Origin of the sequence: Bradyrhizobium sp. 179 (genome assembly GCF_023073535.1) — a bacterium.
Lineage (GTDB): Bacteria > Pseudomonadota > Alphaproteobacteria > Rhizobiales > Xanthobacteraceae > Bradyrhizobium.
Window position 1 is genome coordinate 207,494 of the sequence record NZ_JADPJR010000081.1, and the last position, 20,270, is coordinate 227,763.

A 20,270-nucleotide genomic window follows, 5' to 3' on the forward strand; every position below is an offset into this window, starting at 1 on the left:
CAGGACCACACACTTTTGCCGTCCGCGGACGTCCCTCCCAAACCCATTCGGAAGCTCGCGCGTGCTCGCCCCCGAACTCGAAAGGAAACGCTGTGACCGCGCCGTGTCGATCCCGCGGATCGCGATGGCTCACAGGCCTAGCCCGCCCTGCCACCTCGTCACGCGCCGGCGCTGCCGCGTCCATCGCATCCCGGCCGACGTATCGTGACGATCGCGAAACGTCCCTTTGACGGGCCGGGATGTTTTGCGGTTTACCCGAAAACACGAATTCGGTCAATCGGAATTTTTCCGTCCCCTGCCCTTGACTTACATGTGGCGTGATTTGCCCGCCTGGCAACGCGAGTAATTATGCGAAGGCGTTGGAGCGTGTCCGAACTGGGCACCCCGACTGCTCGTGATTCGTCGCTCTGCCTACTTGGGGGTGGCCAACCAACGGTGGCCGGAATGCCGGGCCCGACCTAAACGGTATTCTCGGAGTTGGTCACTACGGGCCAGTAGCGGCCATCATCGTTAACCGAAAGATGCCCGAAGTTTACGCGGCGTGCCGCAGTCCCGCACCATAAAGCCCAATGCGCGAACGGGGCGCGATGTGAATTCGTCCGCCGCCGATGATCGCTAATCAGACGCGACTATTTCAGTCCCTTTACAAACGCGAGGATTGTATCTGTAAGAGTCGTGTCTTCCGTATTCACTGAGTAAATTTCCGACATGTGGCTATGGCCTTTCAGCACCGCAAACGTTTGACAGTGATTGTTAGCACACATCGCAGTCTTCAGAGTTTCTGCTTGATCGATGTAGTACGGAACATCAATTTCTCCGCGCACGACTAACAATGGCAGCTTTGATTGGGCCAAGCCATTTAGCGAGGATCGCTCCCGCCATAATTCGGTATCCGCGCCGAAATAGGATTTCTGCCCCGCCACTTCGATTTGGGGACGAAGGTCATATGTGCCGGACACAAGTATTGCACCGACGACCACGGGCACGGCTGCGCGCGCTAGGTAACTGCCGACGTGCGATGCCCCGGCAGAGTGCCCCATCAGAAAAATGCGATTTGGATCGCCCCCGTAGTCCCGGATTTTCTCCTTTGTCCATGCCACTGCCGACGCGACATCGGCCGCCGCCGCGGGCCAGGGATAGTCGGGCGCGAGGCGGTAGGTCATGTTGACTCCGACCATGCCATTCTTCGTCGCCCCACAACATGACATTGTCATAGTAGGGGCTTGAGCCGGCGCGCTTGTCGCCCCTCTCGTATCCGCCGTTGTGAACGAAGATGAGAACGGGACGAGCCTCGGGGGTCGTTGCCCGAAACACGTCCAGCAGATTTCGCTCGTGTTGGCCGTACTTGATGTTTCGATCGACTGTTACGTTTTCATACGGCTCTTTCGCTTGCAGCGGCGCGTACAACTTCCCGGTTTCGGGAGCATTTATCACAGCGCCCATTGCCTTAACCGCCTCAGCTTTATCCGGAGGCATTGGACCCGCCGAGGCTGACTGAAGGCTGAGCAACATGGTTGTAATAGCAATAGACCGACGCATTTCCGACACCTCAAAATGGATTGCAGGATAATCTTCTTGAAAGGCAGGACCCTCAGCGCAAAATCCAGACGGCACTCGACCTATGGTGAGCACCCTACAAGACAAATGTATCCCGCGATTTTCGTAACGAAAGCGACCTTCGAAACGGGTGTTTTGTCAGCACCGGGACGTGGCGAGAGATAGCTGACTTCTGAAAAAAGTCCCTCTTGGGCGCGCGCCAGTTCTTCCCTATACGGCTTGCCCGAGGCGTCTTTACTATCCTTCTGAACAAGGCCGAGGCGCGCACGGTTGGGATTGGCCACCATCTTGCCGTCCGGGCCCGCGCAGGTCGGATACAAGTCTCGGTCGCTGAAGCTCGGGTCGCTCTTATTGATTTTTTCGATTGTTGCAGCCGAGTCGGCCTTAATGCCGGAGACGACCCTTTCAAGCATGGCGCGCGCCTCACTTGCGGTGCCGTACTGTTGGCCAATGGCTGCTTGGATGAACAGGACTGAGGCGACGCCAGAAAGAATGATCCTAATCATTGTTCGCCCTCTACTAAGATAATGAATTCAATCCCTTTCCCTTCGCAGTTTCGAATCGGCCTGTCGAGATGCAAATTTGTGCTTGCGCTGCGCGTTTGATGGCGACCGGAAAAGTCCGCTGTGGGACCATTAGCGGAAGTGCATCGCCTGAATTTGCCGGTCAGGGTGTTCGCTTGCCAGCGAGCGGCTTGGCTATCTCCAGCGCGCAGTCGATGAATAGCCGCCGCGCTGGATTGGGAGTTCGGCCCTTCAGCGTGATGATTCCGATCGGCCACATCTGCGCAGGCATTTCGACGGGCAAGATTTTCATCGACAGCCGCTTGGCGCTGAAATGCAGCATCGATGCCGGAAGAAAGCTCAGGAAGCGCTCCGATGACAGCAATGCCGACTGCATGAGGATCGAGTACACGGTCACGCTGGGCCGCGGCACCTCGAGTGCGGACGCGTGAAATGCATTGGCAATCCAGCCGCCCGGAAAACTTTCGCGCGGTGGCAGGCACCAGCGCTCGTTGACCAACTCGGCGAGGCGGATCTTGCGCCGCTGCACCCACGGATTGTTCAAGCCTGCAACGACGACGCCGCTTTCGTGCAACAGCTCCCGCACATCGGTGTCAGCAGCGGGCGCCGGGCTCGGCAGCCGTCCGATCATCAGATCGATATCGTGGTTGCGCAGATGCCGATCCTGAAGCTCCGGCGGTTCGCCCTCGATGATATGAAGCGCGAGCCTCGGATATTGCCGGGATAGCCGATCGATGATGGCAGGCAGCAGGCCAGCCATCACAGGTTCTGTACTGCCGATGCGCAATTCGCCGGTTGTCGGATCAGCCAGCGCTTGCAGCTCGTCCACGCCACTGCGCAAATCGTTGCTCAGGGCGATGCTACGTTTGAGCAACGCCTCGCCATAAAGCGTAGGCGCCACCCCGAGACGGCTTCGCTCGAGGAGCGGAAGGCCAAGCGTTTGCTCGAGGCTCGCGATCATCTTGGAAATGACGGGCTGCGAAATGGCAAGGTGCTCGGCCGCCTTCGCCATGCTCCCGTGCTCGACGACAGCGATGAAGACATTCAGCTGCCGCAGCTTGATACGCTGACTAATCTGGGATGCGTCGAACATGCGACCCTTTCCGAAACGGAATAGAAGGATCGGAAAATAGAACTTTCCATATATAGGTATCAGGAACAAGCTGCAAATCGATAGTGACTTCTCACTTGCGAGTTTTGGAGCAGCACCATGTCGGAGACACCGCACTTCCGCTTGCCCCGTCGCACGTTCCTGCTGGGGGCCCTTGCAGCATCGTTGTCGGCCCATCAGGTCGCCGCGCAACCCTATCCATCCAACCTCATTCGAATTGTCGTCCCGACGAGTGCCGGCACGCCGCCCGATATCATCAGTCGCCTGGTGGCCGATGGACTTGCGGCCAACGAAGGTTGGCGGCTCGTCGTGGAAGATCGGCCGGGCGCTTTGCAAACCATCGCAATGAATGACGTAAGCGGCCGTCCGGCGGACGGCTATACGCTGCTCACCATGAGCTTGCCAATGATGGTCACTCCGACCCTGCTTCCGAAGGCAGAGACACGACCCGACGCGGATTTCGATCCGGTCGTCAAGATATCGACGTCCTATACGGTGCTCGTCACCACGCCATCGTTGTCCGTCAATTCCCTGCCCGAACTGGTCGCGCTGCTCAAGAGCAAGCCCGGGAAACTCAACTTCGCGTCCGCTGGCTTCGGCACACCTTCGCACCTGATCGGCGAGATGTTCGCATTGCAGGCCGGCGTGCACGCCACCCACGTACCCTATCAGCAGTTTTCGCAGGCTATCGCCGATCTGATCGGCGGCAACGTTGAATACATGTTCGTTACCACGCTTCCGGTCATCGACCTCATCGAGACCGGCAAGCTGCGCGCCCTCGCCGTCACCGCGCCTGCGCGGATCGCCGCCCTCAAGAACGTTCCCTCGGTGGCCGAAGCAGGCTTTCCAGATCTCGTGACGGCCGATTGGATCGGCTTTGCCGCCAGGCGAGGCACGCCCGCGGAGATCACCTTGCAGCTCAACAAAGCGATCAACAAGGTTCTTGCTGAGCCTAAAATCCGCGCTTCGCTCGACAAGATAGGAGCCGTACCCGTCGGCGGCACCGCCGCAGAATTTGGCGATGGAATCCGGTCCGATGTTGCCCATTGGGCCAAGATCGTCAAGGACGCGGACATCAAGCTACCCTAATGAGCGATGCCGGACCCAAAGGCCGGACGGGCCGCCGCGATGAAGCAGCATTTGCGATCACGCCGCCGCAGATCGTCGGCCCGTTCTATCCAATTCGGGAGCGTCCCGATCTGGCAACCAATCTGGCGCGCCCAATGGGCAGCGCCGCCGAGGCGCAGGGCCAGCTCATCTATGTCAGGGGGCGCGTGCTCACTCCTTCTGGAAAGCCGGTGCCGCATGCACTCATCGAAATCTGGCAAGCAAACGCTGCAGGGAAATATCGTCATCCGAGCGATATGAACCCAGCGCCGGTCGATCCCAATTTCAAGGGCTTCGCGCGCCTGACCGCAGACGCGTCCGGCTGCTACAGTTTTCGTACGATAAAACCGGGCCGCTATCCGACGGCAGAAGGCGAAATCAGGCCGCCGCACATTCACCTCACCGTCGAGGGCCGGTTCGATCGCCTGGTAACCCAGCTCTATTTCGCGGGCGAAGCCGAAAACCTGACCGACCGCTGGCTCAACGCGGCTCCGCACCCCGACCGGCTGATCGTCAACTTGCAAGAGCCGCCATCCCACCTCGAGAAGCACGCGATGGTCGCGGATTTCGACATAATCTTGGCCAGCGGATGATGGCGGTGTAGGCGGGCCTCCAAGTCGGGCTTTGGTACCGCCCGGCAAACGGTCTGCTGTCCCTCCAATGCCCGACATTCACCTCTCGTTGCTGCGCTCCTTGCCGGCGAGCGAACTGAGAGTGCGGATTATTCGGAGACTTCAAGCCCGGTGCCTTGAGGTCGCCCGAGCAGGCATTTCATTCCGGCGGTTCCACCGTCCGTCGAAGTAGCTGATCGCAACCTGTACACCCAGGAGGGTAGCAGGCGACCCGCTCCGCCCAAACAATCACTGCCGCGTGAATGAGACCGATCGGCGCGGCGACGAAGTCAGCCGGAAACAAACTCGGCTTAGCGTCCTCACTGACCTGCAAAAGGAGCGACGGCCATGATCGGCGCAACTTGGAATCGCAAAGGACGCACGCTCGTCATCGCAAATTGCGTGGCCGCCACGGCTGTTTTATTGGTCGTGGCCGCTGCTCCCCGGCCTGTCTCGAGTGCCGCCCTCGGCAGTGAATGGCAATGTAGCAAGTCGGCGTTTGTTTTAACGACGTGCCGTCCAGCGTCTGAAGATGATGTGACGCGAAAGCCGCCGGCGGAACCGCCGACCTTAAACGAACAGACCGGCGCCGGCTTGGGTGAACTTCACGTAGGTGTCACTCTCGTGCAACTCGAGCCAGCCCCGCTCGATCGCGAACTTGAAGCCGGCACGATACTCCGCTGCCATCGCCTTATCGCCGAATAGGAACGGGCCGTTGAACTTCTCGATGTGAATCCGGCCTCATGGTGGACCCGCGCCGAGACTTTCTCGATCTCGTGCGCAGATAGCTGTTGCCTTGCCTCACTGAGCAGACCGAGCCGGACCTCCATGACACGGGCCGTGACTTCGCCCAATAACGGACATGTACGCCGACGGGCGGCCTACTTGCCCTCGTTCCATATGTCGGTGGCGAGCTTCCAGTCATTTCCGACCTTTTCCCAAACAACGACGTACTTCCCGGTCACTTCCTGCGGTGTCGGCCCTTTGGTCTTCAGAGCAAACGTGCCGATCTCGCGTGCCGCCGAAGGGCCGAGCGACTTCACGTCAACAGTTGTGAGCTTCGGGTCGCTGACTTGATCCGCCATGCCTTTCCACATTACTTCGATGGCTGCTCGGCCCTGCACCATCGAGGAGCCGGGCGGCATCGCGATCGCATCAGCGCTATAGAGCGAGCCGATACCGGAGAAATCGCCCTTGTTGAAGAATTCAATAAATTTGGTGTTGATCGCTTCAATCTCGGACTTCTGGGCCAAAGCCGGAGCCGCCAGCGAGACCACGAATACCATCACCAGTACGATGTTGCGCATGATCATCTCCAACTCAAAGTACGATTCGATTGCAGCGCGGGTGTGTTGCCCACAGCGGAGGCGTCGAATGCCACATCCCAGACCGGGTTTGACAAAACAGCAACTCCGGGGAATTACCGTAAGAAGTATTGACGAACTGAGTACGACGTGGCGCCCTAGCCAACTCACTCGGTCCTGAGAGCGACGAGAGTGATTGCTCCTTGCAGTGGCGGCCCGCGCGGACGAGATGACGCGCTGTATCGCCAGCGTCGATGCGGAGCGAACAGTTTTCCGATCTTGGTTGAGGTCCGAGTTAGGTCATCAACCGACGACGCCCGCAAGCTGGGCCACTTCCGCTCTGCCGCCGGAGGCCGACATTGATGGGTCGACGGCCTAAGCCGGCACGATCACTTTGCCGATCGGCCACAGCGCGATGCCTGCGAGCTTCAAATGCGCCCAGGCGAAGGGGATGCCGATGATGGTCACGGCGAGAACCAGGGCGGTGAGGAGATGGCCGAGCGCCAGCCACCAGCCGGCGAGCACGAACCAGATGACGTTGCCGATCACCCCGAGCGGGCCGGTGCCGATATCGCTCATCCCGGTGACCTCGTCGCGCCGCACCGCCCTCGAGCCGAATGGCAGCAGTGTGTAGACGGCAATATTGAAGGCCGCCCGCGCCCAGGGCAGGCCGATGATAGTGATGGCCATGATGACCGCGGCGATCAACCAGCCGAACGCCATCCAGGCGCCGCCGATGAGGATCCAGAGCAGGTTGAGCAGGATGGAAACGGGAGCCATGGGATGATCCGATGGTGGATGACGCCGTCTATATAGGTTCGAAATCTGTCTCTGCGAAGACGGCTCGATACCCACAAAACGAAGCCCGGACGCGCGAAGCGGACATCCGGGACCCTGGCTCTCAGTCTCCCGGGTATCGGCTCGCTCAGCCGGCTAGATCTTGCGTCCGGCCTGCTCCCAATAGGGATCGCGCAGGCGGCGCTTGAAGATCTTTCCCGAATCTTCGCGCGGCAGCCCGCTGCGGATCTCGATGTGCTTCGGCACCTTGTAGTCGGCGAGCGAAGCCTTCAAGCGCGCCCGCACATCGGCGGCCTCGAGCGTGATGCCTACTTGCGGTTCGACCACCGCCATCAGCGCCTCCCCGAACTCGGCATCGGGGATGCCGAACACGGCGCAATCATGCACGCCAGGCACTGCGTGCAGCACGGATTCGATCTCGGCCGGATAGATGTTGACGCCGCCTGAGATCACCATGTCCCGCTTACGGTCGCAGATGAAGACGTAACCGTCCTCGTCGATGTAGCCGACATCACCGGAGGTGATGAAGCCATCGCGGTCGATCTCGGCGCGCTTCTCCGGCTTGTTGTGGTAGGTGAAATCGGCCATCCCAGCCATGCGCGAATAGATCTCGCCGACTTCGCCCACCGGAAGCACGCGGCCGTCATCCCCGATGAAGCGCAATTCCGCGCCGGGCGAGATCCTGCCGACCGTGCCGGGCTTCTTCAGCGCATCCTCCGAGGTTGCGAAGGTGACCGCGCTGGACTCGGTCGAGCCGTAGAATTCGTAGATCACCGGTCCCCACCATTCGATCATGGCGCGTTTGACCTCGGCTGGGCATGGCGCGGCCGCATGGATGACGTGGCGCAGCGAGGAGACGTCGTATTTCCTGCGCACCTCTTCCGGCAGCTTCATCAGGCGGATGAACATGGTCGGCACCATGAAGATGGTGTCGATCCTGTATCGTTCGATGAGTTCGAGAAATTCTTCGGCTTCGAAGCGCGGCATCAGCACCAGTGCGCCGCCGAGCTTGCCGGCGCGGATGCCGAAGGAGTTGGGCGCGGAATGATAGAGCGGGCCCGGCAGCAGCGCGCGGGCGCCGGGCTTGAGGCCGTAGATCATCGCGCGCATGCGCTCGCCGGCAGCCTGCTGCTCCGGCGTCGGCGCATTGCGGCGGACGCCCTTGGGATGGCCTGTTGTCCCCGAGGTGTAGATCATGCTCATCGGCTGCGGCACGACCGGGCCGTCATAGGGCTGGTGCTGGGCGAGCCAAGACTCGAAATCCATGGCGAACTCCGGAGTCTTCAGATGATCTGGATCGATCTTGTAATTGGACAGGATTTCCGGCGGCGTCGGCACGCTGAGCACGGTGACGCCGTTCGGTATGGCACCGCGCAAGGCATGCAGCATGTCGGCATGTCCGATCAGCACGGAGGTGCCGGTATCCTCCAGGATGTAGTTGATCTCCTCCGGCTTGAAGTGCCAGTTGATGGGCACGCCATAGGCGCCGAGCCGCATCGCAGCATAGGCGGCCTCCAGGAAGGCGATGTCGTTGCGCATCAGCATGCAGACGCAATCACCTGGCTTGACGCGGAGCTCGGCGAGGCCACTCGCGATGCGGTCGGCACGGTCAGCGACCTCGGCATGAGAGCGGCGACGGTTGCCGGAGACGATGCCCAGGAATTGAGACGGTTCGCTCATTTGTTCTTCTTCTTGTTCAAAGTCGCCCCTCATGGTGAGGAGGCGCAAAGCGCCGTCTCGAACCATGAGAGCCCGTGGCCCATCCCTCGAGACGCCGCTGCGCGGCTCCTCGGGATGAGGTCTGTGCTAATCCGCAAACTTCGGCGCGCGCTTCTCCAGATTGGCCCGCACCGCCTCGGTCTGGTTCGCGCTGCCGATCAGCTTCTGCTGCTCGACGGATTCGGCGAGCAGCGCGGGGCCCGGATCGATCGAAAGATTGTTGAGCAGGCGTTTTGCGGCACGGATCGCGTCGGGGCTCTTGCCAGCGACCTCGCGCGCGGCTTCCAGGGCCGCTGCGCGCGGATCGTCGCAGATGCGGGTGGCGAGGCCGTAAGTCATCGCCTCCTGCGCGGAGAAGATGCGTCCGGTATAGGTGAGATCGCGCAGGATGTCGTCGCGCACCAGGCTTGCCAGGATCGGCGTGCCCGCCATGTCGGGCACGAGGCCCCATTTGATCTCCATGATCGACATCCGCGTATCGGGTGCGAGGAAGCGCATGTCGGCGCCGAGCGAGAGCTGGAAGCCGCCGCCGAAAGCAACGCCGTGGACGGCCGCAATCACAGGCACCGGAAGCTGACGCCAGCCCCACACCGCGGCTTGCGGAAAGTTTGCCTGCCCATGCGTGCGCTTGGTGAGGTCACGATTTTCGCCACCCGGAATTCCGTTGCCGCCCTTCTCCTTCATGGCGGCAAAACGCCCCATGTCGAGGCCGGCGCAGAAAGCACGGCCCTCGCCGGACAGCACGACGACGCGCACGCCCTTTTCCTTCGAAAGCCGCTCGGTCGCAGCGACAAGGGCCTCGAACATGGCCTGATCCAGCGCATTCATCTTGTCGGCGCGCATCAGGCGCACGTCGGCGACGCCGTCCGAGATCGAGATCGAGACGCGCTCTTCCATGGATGAATTCTCCCCTGTTCTTGTTCAGTGCCGCTTTACAGGACGCTGGCAGCCGGATTTAGTCAATCGACCAATTAACTGACAATCCCTACGAGGGAAACACCCATGTTCAAGGAAAATCTTCTGGCCGGACGCCGCATTCTCGTGACCGGCGGCGGCACCGGGCTCGGCAAGTCGATGGCGGCGCGCTTCCTCCAGCTCGGCGCCGAGGTGCACATCTGCGGCCGACGCAAGATCGTGTGCGACGAGACCGCGACCGAATTGATGGATCTCTATGGCGGCCGCGTCACCAGCCATGGTGTCGACATCCGCAACGCGCTCGCGGTCGAGGAGATGATCGAGACCATCTTTCGCGACGGCCCCCTCACCGATCTCATCAACAATGCTGCCGGCAATTTCATCTCGCGCAGCGAGGAGCTCTCGCCGCGCGGCTTCGATGCCGTCGCCAACATCGTCATGCACGGCACGTTCTACGTCACGCAGGCGGTCGGCAAGCGCTGGATCGCCTTGAAGCAGCCCGGCAATGTCGTCTCGATCACCGTGACCTGGGTGCGCAACGGCTCGCCCTACGTGGTGCCATCGGCGATGAGCAAGTCGGCGATCCACGCCATGACGATGTCGCTCGCCACCGAATGGGGTCGCTATGGCATCCGCCTCAACACCATCGCGCCGGGCGAAATCCCGACCGAAGGCATGAGCAAGCGGATCAAGCCCGGCGACGAGGCCGGCGCGCGCACCAAGGCGATGAACCCGATGGGCCGCGTCGGCACCATGGAGGAACTGCAGAACCTCGCGGTGTTCCTGATCTCCGGCGGCTGCGACTGGATCAACGGCGAGACCATCGCCATGGACGGCGCGCAGGCGCTCGCCATGGGCGGCAATTTCTACCAGCTCCGCGACTGGAGCGACGACGACTGGAAAGCCGCGCGCGAGAGCATCATGGCGCAGAACGAGAAGGATCGGGCCAAGCGGGGATGATCTCCCTCGTGCCCCGGACAGCGCAGCGCAAGAGGCGCTGCGTCCGGGACAGGAAACCGCGGTCGATTTGTCCCGTCTTGTCTTCACCCGCGGATGACGCCACACTCTGTGGCATAAGAACAAGACGACGGGAGAAACATGCCCACACAGCCTCTGGCCAATCTCGCCGACATGGTGCGCGAGCGTGCGAAAAGCCGCGGCAATGCCATTGCCTACGAGTTCGAGGGCCGCCTCACCAGCTTCGCCGAATTCGACGTCAACACCAACAAGGTCGCCCACGCGTTGATCGCAATGGGCGTGAAGAAAGGCGACCGCATCGCCTATCTCGGCAAGAACAGCGACATCTATTTCGAGCTGCTGATGGGCGCCATGAAGGCCGGTGTGGTGATGGCGCCGGTGAATTGGCGGCTCGCGGGACCCGAGGTCGCCTTCATCGTCGAGGATTGCAAGGCGCCGGTGCTGTTCGTCGGACCGGAGTTCATCGCGCTCGTTCGCCAAATCAAGGATCAGTTGCCGGGCGTGCGCACAATCATCACCACCGAAGGCGGCGCGCCGGAATGGCAGGATTTTGCGGCCTGGCGGGACGCGCAGAGCGGTGACGATCCGAAGCTCGCGATCGACACAAAGGATATCGCGATCCAGCTCTACACGTCGGGTACGACCGGCAAGCCGAAGGGCGCAATGCTCTCGCACGCGAACTTTCTCAATCTGGTGCAGACCGGTAATGCCGAGGACAAGCCGGAGTGGAACCGGTGGTCAACCGATGATGTCTCGCTGGTGGCGATGCCGATCTTCCACATCGGCGGCTCGGGCTGGGGCGTAATGGGGCTCTATCACGGCGCCCGCGGCGTAATCGCGCGCGAGTTCGATCCGGCCAAGGTTCTGGACTTCTTCGAGCAGTCCGGGATCACGAAGCTATTCATGGTGCCGGCGGCAATGCAATTCGTGGTGCGGCAGCCGCGCGCGAAGACGGTCGATTTCTCGCGGCTGAAATACATGCTGTATGGCGCCTCGCCAATTCCGGCGGCGCTGCTGAAGGAATGCATCGAGGTCTTCAAATGCGGTTTCGTGCAAATGTACGGCATGACCGAGACCACCGGCACCATCGTCGCGCTGCCGCCGGAAGCCCACGTCGCGGGACTGGAGCGGATGCGCTCGGCCGGCAAGGCACTGCCGGGCGTCGAGATCGCGATCCTGGACGCGGACGGCAAGCCGCTGCCGCCGCGCCAGGTTGGCGAGATCGCGACGCGCTCGGGCTCCAACATGGCCGGGTATTGGAACCTGCCCGAGGCGACCGCCGCTGCGCTTCGTTCCGACGGCTGGCTGCGCACCGGCGATGCCGGCTACATGGACGAGGACGGCTATCTCTATATCCACGATCGCATCAAGGACATGATCATCTCGGGCGGCGAGAACATCTACCCGGCCGAGGTCGAGAGTGCGTTGTGCGATCACCCTGATGTCGCGGAAGCCGCCGTGATCGGCGTGCCTGACGACAAATGGGGCGAGGTGGTGAAGGCTATGGTGGTCATGAAGCCTGGCAAGCAGGCCACAGCCACCGACATCATCAACTTCACTCGCGAGCGCATCGCTGGCTACAAGACGCCCAAGAGCGTCGAGTTTCTGCCGGCGCTGCCGAGGAATCCGAGCGGCAAGATCTTGCGGCGCCAATTGCGTGAGCCGTATTGGGCCGGAAAAGAGCGACGGGTGAATTGACCGCGTAGTGCCTTAAGGTGGGCAAAGGCGCAAAGCGCCGTGCCCACCATTCTTCGACGATTGCGGGAGAAGTGGTGGGCACGCTTCGCTTTGTCCACCCTACGACAGCGGTGCAAGCCGCTAATGCTTCCCCGGCCCCATATAGCCGAACAAGAACCCCGCGACCTTCCGCATCTGGATCTCCTCGCTGCCCTCAGTGATGCGATAGCGCCGGTGGTGGCGGTAGATGTGCTCGAACGGCTTGTGGCGTGAGTAGCCCATGCCGCCATGGACCTGCATGGCGCGGTCGGCGGATTCGCAGCAGAGGCGGTTTGCCCAGTAATTGCACATGGAGACGCGGTCAGAGAGCGTGCGCTCAATCTGCTCTTCGGTGAGCTGGTCCATCTCCCAGGCCGTCTTGCGGATCAGAAGACGCAGCATCTCGGCCTGCGTCGCGAGCTCCACCAACGGAAACTGGATCGCCTGGTTCTCGGCCAGTGCCCGGCCGAAGGGTTTTCGCTCACGCGCGTATTTGACGCTCTCGTTGATGCAGTAAACCGCGGCGCCGAGCGAGCTCGCGGCCTGGCGGATGCGGTTCTGGTGCACGAAGCACTGCGCCAAGGACAGGCCGCGGCCGACCTCGCCGAACAGGGCATCCTCAGGCACGAACACGTCCGCAAAGCTGACGCGGGGGTGGTCGGTCGGCATGTTGAAGGTCCACATGTACTCCTCGACCTTGACGCCGTCGCTCTTCGCCGGCACCAGGAAACAAGTGATGCCGCGCGCATCGCCGTCATTGCCGCTCGTGCGCGCAAACAGCGCGCAATGCGTGGCAACATGCATACCTGTCGTCCACATCTTTTCGCCGTTGATGATCCAGCCCTTGACGTTGTCGCGGGTCGCCGGCACGGCGCGCGTCTCCATATGGGTGGCGTCCGAGCCGTGATGCGGCTCGGTGAGGCCAAAGGTGATGCGGTACTTGCCTTTGATCGAGCCGTCGATCATCGCCTTCTGATCGTCGCGGCCGTAGCGGTCGAGCATGGTAACGACGGGGAAATTGCCGACGATGGAATGCTCGTTCTGGAGATCGTTGTGCAGGCCTAACCCCTTGGCGGCAAAATGCTCGCGGATCACGGCCATCCAGAGGTTGGAGCCGTCCTTGCCGCCATATTGCTTCGGCACCGGAAAACGCAGATGACCCGCGGCGTCCGCCAGGTCCTTGGCCTTGCGCAGCAGCGCCTCCCATTCGTGGCGCGGCAGGCCGCCATTCTCGAAATCGGTGCGCGCCCATTCGCGGCGGTGATCGAAGAAGCGGATATTGTCGTCGGCCGCTTCCAGCGGCCTGATCTCGCGCTCGATGAAACGGTCGAGCTCTCCGAGATAGGCGACCAGATCGTCAGGTAATGAGAAATCCAAGGCTTCTCTCCCGGAATGATTTTTCGTTTTGCGTTAAGGCGCTAGGCGCATTCTTGCTTCACACGATTAAGCGGAGAAGAGCGCATCCAAGTCAAGCAAGCCGAGACGTGTGAGGCACGCAAGGCGCGCTTGCGCAATTCGATGGTGCTCAAGCGCACCCGCGCGCTAGTATGACGACAATATTCCTTCACAAGAAAATGCGGGAGCGATCATGGAGCTGAAATTTTCCAAGGTGGAACGCAAGGGCCCGATCACGATCGTCACGCTGTCGCGGCCCGAGGTCTACAACGCGCTGCACACGGACGCGCATTTCGAGCTCAACAAGGTCTTCGACGATTTCTCGACCGATCCCGAGCAATGGATCGCGATCGTCACCGGCAGCGGTGACAAGGCGTTCTGCGCCGGCAACGATCTGAAGTGGCAGGCCGCGGGCGGCAAACGCGGCTGGGACAAGGGCGGCTTTGCGGGCCTGACCTCGCGGTTCGACTGCGACAAGCCGATCATCGCCGCCGTGAACGGCGTCGCGATGGGCGGCGGCTTCGAGATCGCGCTGGCCTGCGACCTCATCATTGCCTCGGAGAATGCCACCTTCGCCCTGCCCGAGCCGCGCGTTGGCCTGGCCGCGCTCGCCGGTGGCCTGCACCGGCTGCCACGGCAGATCGGCCTCAAACGCGCCATGGGCATGATCCTTACCGCGCGGCATGTCAGTGCCAAGGAGGGCCTCGAACTCGGCTTCGTCAACGAGGTGGTGCCGCAGGGCGAAGCACTCAGCGCCGCGCTGCGCTGGGCCGAGATGATCACCAAGAACTCGCCGATGTCGATCCGGGCCTCGAAGCAGGCAATCCAGAAGGGGCTTGGTGTCTCGCTGGAACAGGCGATCGAGCAGCAGCGGGAGTATCCGGCGGTGAAGGCGATGGTGGCGTCGCAGGATTACATCGAGGGCCCGAAGGCGTTTGCGGAGAAGCGACCACCGAAATGGGTGGGGAAGTAACGAGTCTTTCCGCCGTCATTGCGAGGAGATCTTGCGACGAAGCAAATCCAGAGACCGCCTTCGTGGAAAGACTCTGGATTTGCTTCGCTGCGCTCGCACTGACGGGGAGAGAGCTACCCGCCTCGCGACAGCTCTCGCTTGTATGACGCGTAATTCGGCTGATCGACTGCGAGCTTGTCCATCGTGGTCTGCCAGAGGTGCTCGGCAAGGCCCGGCGTTGCGAGATCGATCTCGCCTTTGGCGATGCGCATCGCAAGAGTGCGGTTGAGGTCGATCAATGAACCGTCCATGCCGAGCAGCGCGCGCAGCCGCTCCACCTCCGCCGCATCGCTGCCCTCCTCCCGCGTCAGCTGCCGTGTCACGAGATCGAGGATGTTGATGGCGACGCGCAGCTTGAAGGCCTGGTGGCCGGAGATCAGCGGCGTGATGTCATTGCGCAAGAAATCGGCGACTGACTTTGTCAGCTCGATCGGCGTGGGTTCGTCCTGCATGGTCAACTCCCGCGCGGCGCCAGCAGCCGCAATAGATCGATCTCGGTCTCGGAGGCGCGGCGTCCGATCATGGCGCGCTCCATGGAATGGTCGGGCCCCTCGCGAAACCGCTGCATCATGCCGCCGCACATGATGCCCCAGCGCAGCGTGCCCATTACTTCCCAGAATTTCACGCGCGACGGATCGACCTTGCGGCCCGCGGCCTCATAGCCCGCAAACAGCTCCTCGCGCGAGCCGAAGCCGCCGACCGGCTTGTCGATCTCGCCGAAACGCCACGAGTTGACGCAGACCCAGCCGAGATCCTCCATGGGATCGCCGAGATGGGCGAGCTCCCAGTCCAGCACGGCACGGATACCGTCGGCGCCGATGATGAGATTGCCGTTGCGGAAATCGCCATGTACCAGCGTCTCCTCCGCCGACGGACCGGGATCGTGCTCGCGCAACCAGCGCAGCGCCAGCTCGAACACGGGCTTGGGCCAGTTCAGGCTGCGATAGTCGCGCTCGAACTCATCGATCTCCTTCGCCGCGGTCATGCGGCGCAGCTCCGGCAGCTTACCCAGCGGCAGCTTGTGCAAACCGGCGAGCACACCGCCGATCTGCCGCGCCAGCAGTGGCCGTGCGGCTGCGAACTCCTCATCGCGCAAAATCTTGCGGGCGATGGTTTCGCCCTCGACCCGCTGCATGATGAAGCCGGTGCCGAGATCGTCCTCCGGCGTGAGCACATGCATCACGCGCGGCGACGGCAGGCTTGCCTCGTAGGCGAGTTGCATCAGCTGGGCTTCAGCGGCGAGGCCCGCCGCGCGCGTTGGCGCGGCGCCATAGCCTTTCGGCGAGCGGCGCAGGATTGCGCCTATCAGCCCATCGGGATGCACGATATCGAAGCGCCACGTTTCCTGACTGGCGCCGCCGGAGAGCTTGGCCGCACCGGCGACGCCGGTCGCACCGGTGCACCAGCGCGCGACGCTGCGGGAAAGCTCCGCCTCGATCATTTGCCTTTGAACTGCGCCGGGCGCTTCTCCAGGAACGCGCCGACGCCTTCGCGGAAGTCCTCGGTGTCGCCCGCTCGGAGCTGGCACTGGAATTCGAGGTTGAGCTGATCCTCGAAGGAATTTTCCGGGCTGTCCCAATAGAGTTTGCGGATCAGCGACAGCGCCACGGTCGGGCCGCTGGCGAGTTCGCGTGCGAGCTTCATCGCCTCCTCCATCAGCACGCCGTCATCATAGACACGGTTGACGAGGCCCCATTCCAACGCCTTCTCGGCCGGCAGCCGCTCGCCCATCAGCGACAATTCGATCGAGCGCGCCCGACCGATCAGGCGCGGCAAGAGCCAGGTGGAGCCGCAATCCGGCACGAGACCGATGCGGCGGAAGGCTTGCAGGAAATAGGACGAGCGCGCGCACAGGATCATGTCACCGAGCAGCGCGAAGCTCATGCCGGCGCCGGCGGCGGGACCGTTGACCGCGGTCACGATCGGGCAATGCAGGTTTCGGATGCGGCGCAGGAACGGATGAAAGCCGGTCTCGAGCGTCAGGCCGGCCTTGGTCTTCTTCGACTGGTTGTTGCGGCCCTGGAGATTTGCGCCGGTGCAGAACGCCCGCCCCGCGCCGGTCAAAACGACGCAGCGCACCTCATCCTTCTTCTCCTCGATCGCGTCCAGCGCTTCGGCAAGACCGCCCAGCATGTCCACGGAGACTGCGTTCATCACCTCCTGATGGTCGAGCTTGAGGATCGCGACCGAACCATCGAAATCGAGCGTGACGTGTTTGAACTGCATGGTTTCCTCGTCAGCTTGCCGGCCTGTGTCAGTTTCGCAGACCGGAATTTGTTTTGCCGGGGCGCATATTTGATTTTTGGCGCGGTCTTGTCCATGGTGATCGGAGCATAGCAAGCAATCTTGCGCGCAGCGGCTGATCCGCCGCAGGCCAAAAACGGGAAACGCGCCATGAACCTTTTCGACCTTTCCGGCCGCGTCGCCGTGATCACCGGCGGCAATGGCGGCATCGGGCTCGGCTTTGCGCAGGCGCTCGCCGGCCAGGGCTGCAACGTCTCGGTCTGGGGCCGCAATGCTGACAAGAACAAGGCTGCTGCCGCGAGCCTGGCCGGCCTTGCCGGCAAAGTTGACACCCGCGTCTGCGACGTCACCGATCCGGCCTCGGTCGATGCTGCGATGAAGGCGACGCTCGACGCGTTCGGCCGGGTCGACGGCTGCTTTGCCAACGCAGGCATCGGTGGCGGCGGGCGGCGCTCGTTCATCGAGCGGACCGAACAGGAATGGCGCACGATGTTTTCGACCAATCTCGACGGCGTATTCCACGCGTTCCAGGCTGCGGCAAAGCACATGACCGAGCGTGCCAATGCCGGCGACCCCTTCGGCCGGCTGGTTGCGACCTCGAGCCTCGCCTCGATCTTCGGCACCGCGCGCAACGAGCATTATGCGGCGACCAAGGCCGCCATCAACGCGCTGGTGCGTGCGCTCGGTGTCGAGCTCGCGCGTTACGGGGTCACCGCGAACGCGATCCTGCCGGGCTGGATCAAGAGCGACATGACCGCGGGGCTCATGGCCAACGACAAGTTCGTCGCCAACGTGATGCCGCGCATTCCGGTGCGGCGCTTCGGCGAGGCATCCGATTTCGGCGGCATTGCCGTGTATCTGATGAGCAAGGCGTCGTCGTATCACACCGCCGATACGTTCGTGATCGACGGCGGCTATACGGCGTTTTGATTTCGTAACCCGGATGGAGTGCAGCGCAATCCGGGACAACCAAAAGCAAACAACCCGGATCTCGCTGCGCTCCGTCCGGGCTACAAACTCGGAGGAAATTGGCAAATGTTCTCGCACGTGATGATCGGCACCAACGATCTCGACAAGGCCAAGACGTTCTACGACAAGCTGCTCGGCACGCTCGAGGTGCGGCCGGCCAGGGTCGACGGTCATCGCATCTTCTACATCACCAAGACCGGTGTGTTCTCGGTGTCGAAGCCGATCAACGGCGAACCGGCGACCTGCGCGAATGGCGGCACGATCGGCTTTGCCTGCAATTCGCCGGAGCAGGTCGAGGCTTGGCACGCGGCCGGTGTCGCGGCCGGTGCGACCTCGATTGAGGATCCGCCCGGTGTCCGCCAGGGACCGGGCGGCAAGCTCTATCTCGCTTATTTGCGCGACCTCGACGGCAACAAGATCTGCGCGATGCATCGGATGCCGAACTAGGTCTGGGCCACAACCACAATTGTCATGCCCCGGCTTGCCGTCTCCGCTGAAGCTTCGCCGGCCGAGAGCGCTTGTAGGCCCGGCGTAGCCTAGTAGCGGAGCCGGGACCGGGGCATCCAGTACGCCGCGGCCTTTCGGTTCAATCACCGCCGTCTCTGGAATACTGGATCGCCCGATTGAATCGGGCGACGACAGCGGAGCTTGTCGCGAGCGCACCGAAACCTCATCACCATTCAAACAACATTTCAAACGCCTTCGCGATATTCCATCGCATGGCATGGCTCTACGTGAAAAATGCGCGCTCGCACTTTGGCGGCGCTGCGACTATTCTTGCGCTCAGCGGAATCCTAGCGCTCCGGGAGGAACAATGACAAAGCACACCTACATTCCCCGCACCACCAACTACACCCTCAATCCCGGCGACGAGCTCAACGACTTGCGCATGTCGGAGCAGGTCCGCCCGCTCTACGACCACGTCAAGAAGTTCATCCGCGAAACCGTCGAGCCGATGTCGATCGAGTTCGCCAAGGCCGGCGAGAGCAAGGAGGATCGCTGGAGCTTTACGCCGAAGCAGCTCGAGGTGCTCGAGAAGGCCAAGAACAAGGCCAAGCAGGAAGGCCTCTGGAACTTCTTCCTGCCCGATGACGAGACCGGTCAGGGCCTGAAGAATCTCGACTACGCCTATATCGCCTCCGAGCTCGGCAAGAGCCCGCTGGCATCCGAGACCATGAATTGCTCGGCGCCCGATACCGGCAACATGGAAGTTCTGGAGCGCGTCGGCACCAAGGAGCAGAAGGAGAAATGGCTGAAGCCGCTGCTCAACGGCGAGATCCGCTCGGCTTACGTCATGACCGAGCCGAACGTCGCCTCCTCCGACGCCAAGAACATCTCGACCACGGCCAAACTCGTCGGCAACGAATGGGTCATCAACGGCGAGAAGTACTACATCTCAGGCTTAGGGGATCCTCGCTGCAAGATCCTCATCGTGATGGTGAAGACCAATCCGGATGCGGCACCGAGCAAGCAGCAGTCGCAGATCCTCGTGCCGCGCGACACGCCCGGCGTCGAGGTGCTCGGGCCCATGTACGTGTTCGGCCAGGACCACGCTCCGCGCGGCCACATGCATATGCGCTTCAATAATGTCCGGGTGCCCAAGGAGAACATCCTGCTCGGCGAGGGCCGCGGCTTCGAGATCTCGCAGCTCCGCCTCGGCCCCGGCCGCATCCATCACTGCATGCGCACCATCGGCAAGGCCGAGAAGGCGCTCGACCTCATGGTGCAGCGCGGCCTCACCCGCGAAGCGTTCGGCAAGAAGATCGCCCATCTCGGCGGCAACATGCAGATCATCGCGCAAGCCCGCTGCGAGATCGAGGCGATGCGGCTGATGGTGCTGAAGGCCGCGAAGGCGATGGACGTGCTCGGCAACAAGGAGGCCCGCGTCTGGGTCTCCATGGTCAAGGCCATGGTGCCGGAGCGCGCCTGCAAGATCATCGACCAGGCTATCCAGATGCACGGCGCCACCGGCATCTCGCACTGGACCCCGCTGGCCGAGATGTATCAGGACGTGCGTCACCTCCGCTTTGCGGACGGTCCGGATGAAGTGCACTGGATGGTGGTGGGACGCCACGAGCTGAGCATGGCGTGAGCCGCGCGGTGCTGTAGGGTGGGCAAAGGCGCGCTCTTCGCGCCGTGCCCACCATCACGCATTGTTACACGAGGCGGTGGGCACGCTTCGCTTTGCCCACCCTTGTATTAGCCTGATCCGTTATGTTGAGCCGTTCCGTGAGGAATGGCCCAGCCCGGGTGGCCGCCCGAGCTGGGTCGCCGTTCGATCGGATCGGTGCCCACCGAAGCCTTGAGGGC

20 protein-coding genes are annotated in these 20,270 nt (G+C 62.2%); 9 read left to right on the plus strand and 11 right to left on the minus strand.

The annotated features are described in order from the left end of the window. Positions 1 to 629: 629 nt before the first annotated feature. The 3 genes from IVB12_RS20640 to IVB12_RS20650 all read right to left on the minus strand — a co-directional run bounded on the left by IVB12_RS20640 (position 630) and on the right by IVB12_RS20650 (position 3,174). Positions 630 to 1,163: an alpha/beta hydrolase fold domain-containing protein gene (locus IVB12_RS20640; protein WP_247301372.1), complete on the minus strand. Its 534-nt coding sequence runs from the start codon at positions 1,161 to 1,163 to the stop codon at positions 630 to 632. 456 nt (positions 1,164 to 1,619) lie between these two features. Continuing rightward, positions 1,620 to 2,063, minus strand: a complete 444-nt coding sequence (locus IVB12_RS20645; RefSeq protein ID WP_247301373.1) for a cache domain-containing protein — start codon at positions 2,061 to 2,063, stop codon at positions 1,620 to 1,622. Between the two features lie 160 nt (positions 2,064 to 2,223). Then, a complete protein-coding gene (locus IVB12_RS20650) occupies positions 2,224 to 3,174 on the minus strand; it encodes a LysR family transcriptional regulator (protein ID WP_247301374.1) in 951 nt (316 codons plus the stop codon). 117 nt (positions 3,175 to 3,291) lie between these two features. Between IVB12_RS20650 and IVB12_RS20655 the strand changes: the two genes are divergently transcribed. From IVB12_RS20655 to IVB12_RS20665, 3 genes are all read left to right on the plus strand, one after another. Next, positions 3,292 to 4,281 carry a tripartite tricarboxylate transporter substrate binding protein gene (locus IVB12_RS20655; RefSeq protein ID WP_247301376.1) on the plus strand — a complete coding sequence of 330 codons (990 nt, stop codon included), beginning with the start codon at positions 3,292 to 3,294 and terminating at the stop codon, positions 4,279 to 4,281. Continuing rightward, positions 4,281 to 4,892 (plus strand): protocatechuate 3,4-dioxygenase, encoded by a 612-nt coding sequence (locus IVB12_RS20660; protein ID WP_247301378.1) that lies wholly within the window; start codon positions 4,281 to 4,283, stop codon positions 4,890 to 4,892. The genes IVB12_RS20655 and IVB12_RS20660 overlap by 1 nt, the downstream gene beginning before the upstream one ends. 366 nt (positions 4,893 to 5,258) lie before the next feature. After that, positions 5,259 to 5,615 carry a hypothetical protein gene (locus IVB12_RS20665; RefSeq protein WP_247301384.1) on the plus strand — a complete coding sequence of 119 codons (357 nt, stop codon included), beginning with the start codon at positions 5,259 to 5,261 and terminating at the stop codon, positions 5,613 to 5,615. A gap of 176 nt (positions 5,616 to 5,791) precedes the next feature. Here IVB12_RS20665 and IVB12_RS20670 read toward each other — a convergent pair whose 3' ends face one another. From IVB12_RS20670 to IVB12_RS20685, 4 genes are all read right to left on the minus strand, one after another. Then, complete coding sequence (locus IVB12_RS20670; RefSeq protein ID WP_247301385.1) at positions 5,792 to 6,217, minus strand: DUF4440 domain-containing protein; 426 nt, start codon at positions 6,215 to 6,217, stop codon at positions 5,792 to 5,794. 372 nt (positions 6,218 to 6,589) lie between these two features. Beyond that, the gene (locus IVB12_RS20675; RefSeq protein WP_247301386.1) at positions 6,590 to 6,994 is read right to left on the minus strand and encodes a YccF domain-containing protein; all 405 of its coding nucleotides are present in this window, start codon (positions 6,992 to 6,994) and stop codon (positions 6,590 to 6,592) included. 153 nt (positions 6,995 to 7,147) lie between these two features. Continuing rightward, complete coding sequence (locus IVB12_RS20680) at positions 7,148 to 8,692, minus strand: acyl-CoA synthetase (RefSeq protein WP_247301388.1); 1,545 nt, start codon at positions 8,690 to 8,692, stop codon at positions 7,148 to 7,150. 126 nt (positions 8,693 to 8,818) lie between these two features. Further along, complete coding sequence (locus IVB12_RS20685; RefSeq protein WP_247301389.1) at positions 8,819 to 9,628, minus strand: crotonase/enoyl-CoA hydratase family protein; 810 nt, start codon at positions 9,626 to 9,628, stop codon at positions 8,819 to 8,821. 105 nt (positions 9,629 to 9,733) lie between these two features. On the opposite strand from IVB12_RS20685, the gene IVB12_RS20690 reads away from it, so the two are divergent. Both IVB12_RS20690 and IVB12_RS20695 read left to right on the plus strand, forming a co-directional pair. After that, a complete protein-coding gene (locus tag IVB12_RS20690; protein ID WP_247301391.1) occupies positions 9,734 to 10,606 on the plus strand; it encodes an SDR family oxidoreductase in 873 nt (290 codons plus the stop codon). A 138-nt stretch (positions 10,607 to 10,744) separates the two neighbouring features. Then, positions 10,745 to 12,322: a fatty acid--CoA ligase gene (locus IVB12_RS20695; RefSeq protein ID WP_247301393.1), complete on the plus strand. Its 1,578-nt coding sequence runs from the start codon at positions 10,745 to 10,747 to the stop codon at positions 12,320 to 12,322. A gap of 120 nt (positions 12,323 to 12,442) precedes the next feature. Here IVB12_RS20695 and IVB12_RS20700 read toward each other — a convergent pair whose 3' ends face one another. Beyond that, positions 12,443 to 13,717 carry an acyl-CoA dehydrogenase family protein gene (locus tag IVB12_RS20700; protein WP_247301394.1) on the minus strand — a complete coding sequence of 425 codons (1,275 nt, stop codon included), beginning with the start codon at positions 13,715 to 13,717 and terminating at the stop codon, positions 12,443 to 12,445. A gap of 211 nt (positions 13,718 to 13,928) precedes the next feature. Here IVB12_RS20700 and IVB12_RS20705 point away from each other — a divergent pair, with 211 nt between their 5' ends. After that, positions 13,929 to 14,708 carry an enoyl-CoA hydratase-related protein gene (locus tag IVB12_RS20705; RefSeq protein WP_247301395.1) on the plus strand — a complete coding sequence of 260 codons (780 nt, stop codon included), beginning with the start codon at positions 13,929 to 13,931 and terminating at the stop codon, positions 14,706 to 14,708. A 113-nt stretch (positions 14,709 to 14,821) separates the two neighbouring features. Here the strand turns inward: IVB12_RS20705 and IVB12_RS20710 are convergent, their stop codons facing one another. Genes IVB12_RS20710 through IVB12_RS20720 form a run of 3 tightly spaced genes read right to left on the minus strand, consistent with a single transcriptional unit; the run spans position 14,822 to position 16,973 of the window. Beyond that, a complete protein-coding gene (locus IVB12_RS20710; protein ID WP_247301397.1) occupies positions 14,822 to 15,199 on the minus strand; it encodes a DUF6285 domain-containing protein in 378 nt (125 codons plus the stop codon). Positions 15,200 to 15,201: 2 nt separating this feature from the next. Next, positions 15,202 to 16,188 (minus strand): phosphotransferase family protein, encoded by a 987-nt coding sequence (locus tag IVB12_RS20715; protein ID WP_247301399.1) that lies wholly within the window; start codon positions 16,186 to 16,188, stop codon positions 15,202 to 15,204. Next, positions 16,185 to 16,973 carry an enoyl-CoA hydratase/isomerase gene (locus IVB12_RS20720; protein ID WP_247301400.1) on the minus strand — a complete coding sequence of 263 codons (789 nt, stop codon included), beginning with the start codon at positions 16,971 to 16,973 and terminating at the stop codon, positions 16,185 to 16,187. The genes IVB12_RS20715 and IVB12_RS20720 overlap by 4 nt, the downstream gene beginning before the upstream one ends. 168 nt (positions 16,974 to 17,141) lie before the next feature. Here IVB12_RS20720 and IVB12_RS20725 point away from each other — a divergent pair, with 168 nt between their 5' ends. The 3 genes from IVB12_RS20725 (at position 17,142) to IVB12_RS20735 (ending at position 20,052) form a co-directional block, all read left to right on the plus strand. After that, positions 17,142 to 17,921, plus strand: a complete 780-nt coding sequence (locus tag IVB12_RS20725) for an SDR family oxidoreductase (RefSeq protein ID WP_247301401.1) — start codon at positions 17,142 to 17,144, stop codon at positions 17,919 to 17,921. 105 nt (positions 17,922 to 18,026) lie between these two features. After that, positions 18,027 to 18,407, plus strand: coding sequence for a VOC family protein (locus tag IVB12_RS20730; protein ID WP_247301402.1), 381 nt, complete (start codon positions 18,027 to 18,029; stop codon positions 18,405 to 18,407). A gap of 367 nt (positions 18,408 to 18,774) precedes the next feature. After that, positions 18,775 to 20,052, plus strand: a complete 1,278-nt coding sequence (locus IVB12_RS20735; RefSeq protein ID WP_247301404.1) for an acyl-CoA dehydrogenase family protein — start codon at positions 18,775 to 18,777, stop codon at positions 20,050 to 20,052. The last annotated feature ends 218 nt before the right edge of the window (positions 20,053 to 20,270 follow it).

Coding starts and splice junctions, on each gene's coding strand:
- IVB12_RS20640 (WP_247301372.1), bottom strand. CDS start 1,163: ATGACCTACCGCCTCGCGCCCGACTATCCCTGGCCCGCGGCGGCGGCC.
- IVB12_RS20645 (WP_247301373.1), bottom strand. CDS start 2,063: ATGATTAGGATCATTCTTTCTGGCGTCGCCTCAGTCCTGTTCATCCAA.
- IVB12_RS20650 (WP_247301374.1), bottom strand. CDS start 3,174: ATGTTCGACGCATCCCAGATTAGTCAGCGTATCAAGCTGCGGCAGCTG.
- IVB12_RS20655 (WP_247301376.1), top strand. CDS start 3,292: ATGTCGGAGACACCGCACTTCCGCTTGCCCCGTCGCACGTTCCTGCTG.
- IVB12_RS20660 (WP_247301378.1), top strand. CDS start 4,281: ATGAGCGATGCCGGACCCAAAGGCCGGACGGGCCGCCGCGATGAAGCA.
- IVB12_RS20665 (WP_247301384.1), top strand. CDS start 5,259: ATGATCGGCGCAACTTGGAATCGCAAAGGACGCACGCTCGTCATCGCA.
- IVB12_RS20670 (WP_247301385.1), bottom strand. CDS start 6,217: ATGCGCAACATCGTACTGGTGATGGTATTCGTGGTCTCGCTGGCGGCT.
- IVB12_RS20675 (WP_247301386.1), bottom strand. CDS start 6,994: ATGGCTCCCGTTTCCATCCTGCTCAACCTGCTCTGGATCCTCATCGGC.
- IVB12_RS20680 (WP_247301388.1), bottom strand. CDS start 8,692: ATGAGCGAACCGTCTCAATTCCTGGGCATCGTCTCCGGCAACCGTCGC.
- IVB12_RS20685 (WP_247301389.1), bottom strand. CDS start 9,628: ATGGAAGAGCGCGTCTCGATCTCGATCTCGGACGGCGTCGCCGACGTG.
- IVB12_RS20690 (WP_247301391.1), top strand. CDS start 9,734: ATGTTCAAGGAAAATCTTCTGGCCGGACGCCGCATTCTCGTGACCGGC.
- IVB12_RS20695 (WP_247301393.1), top strand. CDS start 10,745: ATGCCCACACAGCCTCTGGCCAATCTCGCCGACATGGTGCGCGAGCGT.
- IVB12_RS20705 (WP_247301395.1), top strand. CDS start 13,929: ATGGAGCTGAAATTTTCCAAGGTGGAACGCAAGGGCCCGATCACGATC.
- IVB12_RS20710 (WP_247301397.1), bottom strand. CDS start 15,199: ATGCAGGACGAACCCACGCCGATCGAGCTGACAAAGTCAGTCGCCGAT.
- IVB12_RS20715 (WP_247301399.1), bottom strand. CDS start 16,188: ATGATCGAGGCGGAGCTTTCCCGCAGCGTCGCGCGCTGGTGCACCGGT.
- IVB12_RS20720 (WP_247301400.1), bottom strand. CDS start 16,973: ATGCAGTTCAAACACGTCACGCTCGATTTCGATGGTTCGGTCGCGATC.
- IVB12_RS20725 (WP_247301401.1), top strand. CDS start 17,142: ATGAACCTTTTCGACCTTTCCGGCCGCGTCGCCGTGATCACCGGCGGC.
- IVB12_RS20730 (WP_247301402.1), top strand. CDS start 18,027: ATGTTCTCGCACGTGATGATCGGCACCAACGATCTCGACAAGGCCAAG.
- IVB12_RS20735 (WP_247301404.1), top strand. CDS start 18,775: ATGACAAAGCACACCTACATTCCCCGCACCACCAACTACACCCTCAAT.